The following is a 7935-nucleotide window of genomic DNA, read 5'->3' on the forward strand; positions in this document are numbered from 1 at the left end:
TTCAGGAAGGGAGGTCAGCGGGGCGGTGACTGGTGCCGCGGCGAGCCGCGGTGGCCAGCACGATGTCGGCGACCTGGGCCGCGCCGCCGGTGCCGACCAGCCGGGCCAGGGCGGTCCATTGGCCTTGCTGCCGCTCGACCGCGGCGAGGCAGGCGCCGATGCGCTCGGTCAGGGCCGCGCGGACCGGCGCGGGGGTGCGGGCGGCGCGCGCGATCCCGCCGTAGATCAGTTCCAGGGCGGCATCCTCGCCGGGCGATCCACCGTCGTCCGCGACGTCACCGGGTGCCGTGACCAGGCGGGCGTCGAGCACCTCCTGGGCGCGGAACACCTCCTCGGGCCACTCGGCGACCGGCGCCTCGGTGGCCTGCGCGTAGAAGGAGGCGTTGAGGATCTGGCTGATGTTCTGCGGGGGCAGGCACACCACGGGCACCCCGCGCGTGCTGGTCTCCAGCAGCGTGGTCAGACCGGGGGAGGCGAGCAGGACGTCGGCCTCAGCGATCTCGGCCAGGAAGCCCTGGTGGCCGAGGGCGCCGCTTCGTACGTCCAGGCCCGCCGGGACGGTGATGCCGTCGAGCACCCCCTCGGGCACGTTGCCGCACAGCGTGACCTGACGGGTGCCCCACGCGGCGAGAGCGCCAAGCACGGCCGGCACCGTCAGGGACAGGTAGGCGGAGGGGTCGTCCAGCAGCGGTGACAGCAGGCCGCCCAGGCTGACCACCGCGCGGCGTTCGCCGGCCCGCCGCACCTCGCGTCCTGTCCGAACCGGCCCGGGGACGACCACCGACTCGACCCAGCGCAGGTTCTCCACACGGGCCAGCACGGGCCAGGCCGGACCCGGCAGCCCGGGAACCAGCTGTGCGCAGTAGGCGCCGGCTCGCAGCGGCAGGCTGTCCAGGTCGTCCTTCGTCCACAGGAACGGCAGGCTGTCGACGAACACGACGGGGCAGCCTGCGTCCTCCAGCGCCACTGCAGCGGCCCGGTCCAGGACGCACACGGCGGCGTCCAGGGACCGCTCGTCCACCAGGGCGCGCAGCGCCCGCGCATCCGTGAGGTCGACGTCGTGCCACTCTTCGACACCGTGGCCGCGCACGATCTCGCGGCCGAGCCGCGAGCCGAGCCCGACGAAGCGCACGCAGTCGCCGAGCTCCGCCCGCAGCGCGTGCACGATCGCACCGAGCTTTCCGGCACTGCCCCAGCCGAACTCGACACCGCACAGGGCGACGGTCACGGCGGTGGGCGGCCGGCCGGGCCCGGCGGCGGCTGGGAGTGTCCGCAGTGCGGTCGTCATGCCGGCACCACCGTTTCCGCGGCGGCCGGCTCCGCCGCGGGCGTGCCGGGGCGGCCCGTCGCGTGCCGGTGGTAGGCCAGGGCCGGGTCCAGCTCCGGTGCGCTCCACGGCCCCGGCCGGACGCCGAGACCGGCCGCCCAGTCCAGGGTGGTGCGGACCGCGCCGTCGAGGCTCTGCGCGGACCAGCTGCCGTCGAACGGCAGCTGCAGCACCGGGGAGATCTCGCCGAGTGCCGAAATCATCGGGCTGTAGGTGGTGCCGGGGTCGAGCAGCAGGGCGACGGGCTTGCGCAGCGCGGAGGCCCAGCCCAGTTCGAGCGCGACGCCCGTGGAGGGCGGGGTCCCCGGGTAGGCGAGCACCAGGTCGGCGCACTGCATCGCGCGGAAGTCGGAGGGGACGCACTCCTGTGGGGGCAGACCCCACTCGCCCCACCCCTCGTTGTGGTGGGCGTTGAAGACTGCATGCCCGGCGTCGAGAAGTGCCTCACGCAAGGCCGACAGCCGCTGCCGCCACTGCGGACGGACCACGCCATCGGCCGGATCGATGAACTGCACGAACGGCGCGGCGAGAAAGACACGCAGGCCACCGGTGAGGCCGTCGCCGATGCGCCGGCCGGCCGCGGTGTGCGCCGCGGCAGCGGACGTAGGGGGCAGGGGAGTGGTGCCGCTCATGCCTGCTCACCCGCCTCGGTCAGCCGGTCATACTTCAGGGCATTACCGCGTGCCAGCTCCACCGGGTAACGCTGCTCGTTGAGGGCGAGCTTCTCGCGGGCGGCCGCGAGCAGGTCGATACCGGCCGAACGGGACAGCCGCAGCAGATAGTTGAGGATGTCGGCAAGTTCGTGGGCGAGTTCGCGGCGGAACTCGGGGTCCTCGAAGGGGCGTGCCGCGGCCTCCTCCGGGGTGAGCCACTGCAAAAGCGCCAGCAGTTCCCCGCTCTCGCCGCCGAGGGCCATCGCCAGGTTCTTGGGGTTCTGGAAGGCGTCCCAGCCGCGTGCGGCTACGAAGGAGTGCAGTTCGTCGGCGTACTGGTCCAGGTCACTCATGTGCGTCTCCGGTGCGGTGCAGCGCTGCGGGCAGCGTCAGGCCCCATTGAACGATGCAGGTGTCGGGGTGGTACGCGGCCGGCATCAGGCCCTCCAGGGACCAGCCGCGGCTCTGCATGAGCGCGGTGATGGCGGGATCCGGCGGCTGGTGGGTGTAGAGCTTGCGACCGAGCCCGCGGTACAGGTCGGGCAGCTGGTCCAGAAGCTGGGCGAGGACGGCTGGATGGTCCGCGCACAGCGGCATCAGCTTGACGGACAGGCCCTTCTTCGGGCCGGCGGCGGCCACTCCGCACACGGTGTTCGTTTCGTCCACCGCCACGTGGATGATCTTGAACTTCTGGTTGAGATCACCGTGGTCGCGCCGGTCGTGCCCGGCAATCAGCGCGTCCACCCAGTCCGCGTTCACACCCCGGTACGCGGGCTGCATCGCGCGCAGCACGAGCTCACGCAGCCCGGGCGCGTCCTGTGGCCGGAACAGGCGGATGCGGGCGTCGCTCACGACACCGCTGTGGTCGTCCCCGGCGGGCTCCGTGCGCAGGGTCAGGTCCTTGTAGAGCATGTGCTCGGTGCTGTCCGACTTGTACTGGCCGGGCGCGCCGCCCGCCAGCACGAAGCCATGCCAGAGGAAGAAGTCGATCGCGGCGGTGTTGGCGGCGGCGACCGTGCAGTAGAGCTGCCGGGCGCCGGCCTCGCGGGCGAAGTCCTCCGCCGCGCGCAACAGCGTGGTGCCGAGTCTGGAGCGGCTGCGGTGCTCCGGCACGAGGATCAGCGGACTGATCTTCACCGTGCCCTGGCGCTTGACCACCAGGTGCAGCACACCCAGCCGCTCGGCGTCGGGTGTGTCGTCCGAACACAGCATGAAGGTGCGCTGGGAGTGGGAGAAGTGGCCGAACGGATCGCGTCCGGAGGCGAGATGCGCATCGAGGACGCGATCGGCGTGCGCGGCGTGGTCACCGTCGTAGAACGGGCTGAGCGTGCTGGTGAAGAGGGACCTGAGGAAGTCTCGGTCGTCCTCGCCGGCCGCGCGGATGCGGGGGGAGCCGGCCTGGGGCGGCTCAGTCGTGGGCAGGGGCGTGTGTGTCAGGGCTGTCACCGTGTGATCACCTTGGTCTGGGTCGCTGGGCTGCTGTCGCTGTTCACACCAGGTGCCGTCCGGCCGAAAGGTCCCGCATGGCACGGGACTTGCGCATGTACCGGGTGGGCGGGGTCTTCTTCAGCCAGCGGTCGGTGCCATGGGACTCCGCATCGTGGGTCGACGTCTGCCGCGGGACCACACGCCCTGTCGTCGCCGCGCGCCCGCTGCGGCGGGCGCCGAGACATCAGGGGCAGGGCCTCGGCATGACCGCGGCTTTCTCGTTCGGGACAGGACGCTAGGTGCGGCTGGACAGACTTGTCAATCGCTCATCGAGTCTTGTCAAACTTTGGCAAGTGATCTAGCTTCAAACTGACCGAGCGGCCGCCGCCGGCTTCCAGGGACTGACCGTTCCCGGGCCGGTCCGACCGCGCACCTGCCCGGTGGGCCTACAGACACCACCGCACTCAACTTCCCGGGGGAAGACTCATGAAGGACGCCTGTCGTCGCACTACCACCGCCGTCCTGTCGGCCGCAGTCCTCGCACTCGGGGCGGCCGCCGTCCACGCCGGCACCGAGGGCCGTGCGGTCCAGGCCTCGCAGGTGAGGATCGACTGGCCGCTTCACGGCGCGCACGACGTCCGCGTGCTGTCCGCTACGGCCGCCGTGGCAGACCGCATCGACTGGCCGTAACCTTCGGGGCGCCCGGTTGCGGCGAGGGTTTGCCCCCTGTGCGGTACGGGTCGCGGCGACCGGCCTTGACCTGTAGGGCATCTGCGGTGACGGGCTGACCTGCGTGGAGCGTCCAGTGCGGCGGGCTGTGGCCTGCGTGGTGGGCGGCTGGGTTACTGCTCGTGACCCGACGGCGGGCGCCGGACATCCGCGGCCGGCTCCCGCTCTCCGCGACGGGACCGCTCTGCGTTCCGGCCTGGAAGCGGCGGGCCGCCGTGCGGCGTCCCACGCCGGGCGGAAGCGGTGTCCGGGCGGGGCTTGCGCAGTCCGCAGTCCCGGTGTCCGGCTGGTTTGCCGGGTCGCCGTCCCCTTCACCGGTCAGGGTTGACAAGAGTTGACAAACCTGTCTCCCATACTGAAAATGGTCCCATTCACGGGGACCCACAGGCTGAGGGATGGCTAAGTGCTCGAACAACCCGGGTTCGGACAGCTATTGAAAACCCTCCGGCAGGAGCGGGGCCTGTCCCAGGCCGAGGTTGCCGAGGGGGGCATGTCCACCGCGTATCTGTCACGCCTGGAGTCCGGGGCCCGGCGCCCGACCGCTATGGTGCTCGACCACCTCACCCGGCGACTGGGCGTGCCCGCGTCCGTTTTCCAGGGCATCCACACCTCGCTGCTGGGTCAGGCCCTCGCCTCCGCCAGTTCCTCGGATGATGCCGACGACGCTATCCGCCTGCTCGGCGAGGCCGTCCAGGCGGATAGCGGCGAGGATCTCTCCCTGCGCTGGCTGTCCCTGTGGAAGCTGGTCCAGCTGCACGCCAAGCAGGGCAAACGCCAGGACGAAGTCGCCGCGGCACGCGAACTCACTGAACTCAGCGACCGCCTGGAGGTGTCCACCCTCCAGGTGCGCTCCCGCACTCTCCTCGCCCGCTGCCTGCGTTCCGTCGGTGACATCGACGAGGCCCGCGCCGTCGCCCAGACCGCCCTCGTTACGGCCGACAATGGGGACGTCCCAGTGGCGGACACCATCCGCGCCCAACTGGTGCTCGTCTCGGTCGAGGCGGAGTCGGGCCTGATCACGGAGGCGCGCCGGCTCGCCGACCAGCTGCTGGAACCGATCGACGCCCTGCCCCCCGTGCTGCGTGCCGAGGCCCTGTGGTCGGCCGCCAACGTACGCATCCGTCAGGGTGACTACCCGGGTGCCGTCGAGCTGTTGCAGCGGGCCCTGACCGAACTGCCCAGCCACGTCGACCTGGTGCTGCGGCTGCGGCTGGCCGCCTCTTCCCTGTACCTGCAGATGACCCCGCGCCGGGTGACCGAGGCCCAACAGTGGCTGGCCGAGGCCGAAAGCGCCTTGAGTCTCTTCGGAGGCCCGCTGCACCGCCAGGAGCTTCTCGTCATCAAGGCCCATCTCGCCTTTCACCAACGGGACTTGGTGCAGGCCAAGATGCTGTGCGAACAGCTCACAGACGCCCTGCCGCAGCTGACCTTCCGCGACCGGATCCGGCTTGAGGTCCTCGCCCAGCAGATCCGCATCCTCGAGGGCGACCGCGAAGCCGGTGTCCGCCGTATCGAGGAACTCGCCCAAGAGGCCCAGAGCGCCTCCAACGTCCACCTGGCCTCTGAGATCTGGCGCACGCTGGCCGAGACCCTGGCCTGGGCCTCGGAGAGACAGGCCGACCCCAGCCTCCGGGAGCCCCCGGCAACCTGACCGCCGGGCTCGCGGGACTGACCGCACCGCCGGCCGAGGAGTGGCTCGACGGAAAAGAACTCTCAGCCGCGCTCTTCGACAAGCCCGGCGCGCGGCGCCGGGCGCCGGACGAGGAGATCGGACCACGGGTGTGGCGGAGAGCCGTATGGATGTCGGCCCGGCGGACGGGTTTGCCGTCGGGGCACGACGAAGGACGGCGACACCCTCATGGGGTGCCGGGACGGGGGTACTTCGGGCGCAGCCGGGCCCACTTCCGCGCGTTCCCCAGTGATCGCCGGCCAGCAATACGCCCGCGTCGCCGCGGACGTCCAGCAGCTGGGCCTGTACACCTCCACCGACCGCCCCCTGGCCCCGGCCGGCATCCACCTGCGCGACGAACGCGAGGCGGAGAGCGAAGACATCAAGACCGAGATCCTCGGCACCCGCTGGAGGCGAATCCTCCTCTAGGGCCACGGCAAGGACGAATCGATCAACCTCGCCGACTTCACCCTGTGCGGCTTGAACGAGACCGCCCCGTGCGTCCCAGGGCTTCTCGGCCCGGCCTGAGCCTACGCCCCACCTGCAACAAGCCTTCCCGCTCCCCTGCCGCGAGGTCGTGGAGCTGATGCTCGAGCGCGGCATCGAAGTCTCGTACGAGGATCACCGCCGGTGGTGTGCGAAGTTCGGCCAGAAGTATGCGAACCGGCTGCGCCGGCGCCGACCTCCTCCCGGTGWCAKMTGWCACCGGGAGGAGGTCTTCGTCAATTCAATGGCACCTTCAGGCATATAATAGGCAAGAAAAGTTGCCAAAGTGTTGACATCGTTTTGGCAACTGAAGCAACATCATCTCAGGGGCCCGAGGATCTCCCAGCTTTGCGGGCCGGGGGCTCCTGACGGCTGAAGCGGAACTGTGGCAGGGGCTCGATCGCTGCCGCTGGACCACAGGAGATACGGAGGAGGGTCTCGATTGTCAGCCCTTCATGCACATGTTGAGCGCCGGACGATGGCAGACGCTGATCAACGTGGCGCACCACCCATGGACGGCCCGGGGCAGTCGGTCCCCAGGACCCTCGCCGACCACCTGGCGAAGTACGCTTTGCTCACACCCGATGCGCCGGCCATCCAGCATGGCGATGCCGTGCTGACCTACGCCGAGCTCGACGAACAGGCGACGCAGCTCGCGATCCGTTTGCGAGACCTGGGCGTCGCGCATCGAGCGCGGGTCGCGGTGGAGATCCCGCGCTCGATCGACCACTTCGTGGCGCTCCTGGCAATCTTCCGGGCCGGCGGGACCCACGTCCCGATCGATCCGGACCAGCCGGCCGAGCGCAGGCAGTCGATCGTTGAAGCCGCACAGGTCCACGTTCTCATTGGTCGAGGCCTGAGCATTGAACGTCTGTCGGCGATCGCGGCGGCGGCGCCTGACACGCGTGATCTCGCCTACATCATCCACACTTCGGGCTCAACCGGTACGCCCAAAGGCGTGATGGTCAGCCACGAGGCGTTCCTCCACCACCTGACGAGGGTCCTGGACATCTACGGCTGCAGCTCCGGCGATCGGATCCTGATGCTGGCAGGCCCGGTCTTCGATGTGTCACTCGAGCAGATCGGCCTCGCGGTCCTCAGCGGGGCCACGCTTGTCCTGCCCGACGCCGATTTCTGGATGCCGCAGGAGATCTCCGACAAGATCGCGGAGCTGGGCATCACGGTCGTTGACATCTCTCCGGCCTACTTCCGCGAGACGCTCGCCCATGTCGAACGCCGCGATCCCCGGCTGCGCACCCTGCGGCTGCTGAACGTCGGCAATGACGTCATCCGCTATGGGGACCTCCAAGAGTGGTTCGCCAAAGACATTCCGGCGGATGTCATCTGCTGCTACGGGCCCACTGAGGGCACGATCACCGCCACGGTGTACCCGGTCACTCCGGCGATGGCTGAGGGGAAGAACCCGTCAGCGTCGGTCCCGATCGGGTCGCCGCTCCCCGGAACCCGTGCCTATGTGCTGGACGAACAGCTGCACCCCGTCGAGGACGGCGCTGTCGGGGAACTGTTCATTTCCGGGCCGCGAGTTGCCGCCGGCTATCTGAACCGTGCCGAGGAGACCGCCGCCCGCTTCCTGCACGACCCGTTCGCGGGTGACTCCGGTACACGCATGTATCGGACTGGGG

The 7935-nt window shown here is 70.1% G+C and carries 8 protein-coding genes and 1 pseudogene; 5 read left to right on the plus strand and 4 right to left on the minus strand.

All coding sequences use genetic code 11. The features are described from left to right. Position 1: 1 nt before the first annotated feature. The 4 genes from EAO75_RS17330 to EAO75_RS17345 are packed head-to-tail and all read right to left on the minus strand — an operon-like array spanning position 2 to position 3426. Positions 2-1288: a hydroxymethylcytosylglucuronate/cytosylglucuronate synthase gene (locus EAO75_RS17330; RefSeq protein ID WP_147995941.1), complete on the minus strand. Its 1287-nt coding sequence runs from the start codon at positions 1286-1288 to the stop codon at positions 2-4. Continuing rightward, on the minus strand, positions 1285-1959 hold the full coding sequence (locus EAO75_RS17335; RefSeq protein ID WP_147995942.1) for a nucleoside 2-deoxyribosyltransferase: 675 nt from the start codon (positions 1957-1959) through the stop codon (positions 1285-1287). The genes EAO75_RS17330 and EAO75_RS17335 overlap by 4 nt, the downstream gene beginning before the upstream one ends. Next, a complete protein-coding gene (locus tag EAO75_RS17340) occupies positions 1956-2333 on the minus strand; it encodes a nucleotide pyrophosphohydrolase (protein WP_147995943.1) in 378 nt (125 codons plus the stop codon). Before EAO75_RS17340 ends, EAO75_RS17335 begins: the two co-directional genes overlap by 4 nt. Then, positions 2326-3426: a GNAT family N-acetyltransferase gene (locus EAO75_RS17345; RefSeq protein WP_147995944.1), complete on the minus strand. Its 1101-nt coding sequence runs from the start codon at positions 3424-3426 to the stop codon at positions 2326-2328. Before EAO75_RS17345 ends, EAO75_RS17340 begins: the two co-directional genes overlap by 8 nt. 468 nt (positions 3427-3894) lie before the next feature. Between EAO75_RS17345 and EAO75_RS17350 the strand changes: the two genes are divergently transcribed. From EAO75_RS17350 to EAO75_RS17370, 5 genes and pseudogenes are all read left to right on the plus strand, one after another. Further along, positions 3895-4098 (plus strand): hypothetical protein, encoded by a 204-nt coding sequence (locus EAO75_RS17350; protein WP_147995945.1) that lies wholly within the window; start codon positions 3895-3897, stop codon positions 4096-4098. A gap of 442 nt (positions 4099-4540) precedes the next feature. Next, complete coding sequence (locus EAO75_RS17355; RefSeq protein ID WP_147995946.1) at positions 4541-5788, plus strand: helix-turn-helix domain-containing protein; 1248 nt, start codon at positions 4541-4543, stop codon at positions 5786-5788. A 267-nt stretch (positions 5789-6055) separates the two neighbouring features. After that, positions 6056-6235: a hypothetical protein gene (locus tag EAO75_RS17360; protein ID WP_147995947.1), complete on the plus strand. Its 180-nt coding sequence runs from the start codon at positions 6056-6058 to the stop codon at positions 6233-6235. Positions 6236-6347: 112 nt separating this feature from the next. Further along, positions 6348-6530 (plus strand): annotated as a pseudogene (locus tag EAO75_RS48605) (IS6 family transposase); the annotation flags it as partial. 273 nt (positions 6531-6803) lie between these two features. Continuing rightward, on the plus strand, positions 6804-7935 hold a 1132-nt coding region (locus EAO75_RS17370; RefSeq protein ID WP_187284475.1), incomplete at its 3' end, for an amino acid adenylation domain-containing protein.

This window comes from Streptomyces sp. UW30 (assembly GCF_008042075.1).
Classification (GTDB): Bacteria; Actinomycetota; Actinomycetes; order Streptomycetales; family Streptomycetaceae; genus Streptomyces.

What these genes read in the sequence shown, in the direction of transcription:
- EAO75_RS17330 (WP_147995941.1), bottom strand. Translation starts at nt 1,288, where the DNA reads ATGACGACCGCACTGCGGACACTCCCAGCCGCCGCCGGGCCCGGCCGG.
- EAO75_RS17335 (WP_147995942.1), bottom strand. Translation starts at nt 1,959, where the DNA reads ATGAGCGGCACCACTCCCCTGCCCCCTACGTCCGCTGCCGCGGCGCAC.
- EAO75_RS17340 (WP_147995943.1), bottom strand. Translation starts at nt 2,333, where the DNA reads ATGAGTGACCTGGACCAGTACGCCGACGAACTGCACTCCTTCGTAGCC.
- EAO75_RS17350 (WP_147995945.1), top strand. Translation starts at nt 3,895, where the DNA reads ATGAAGGACGCCTGTCGTCGCACTACCACCGCCGTCCTGTCGGCCGCA.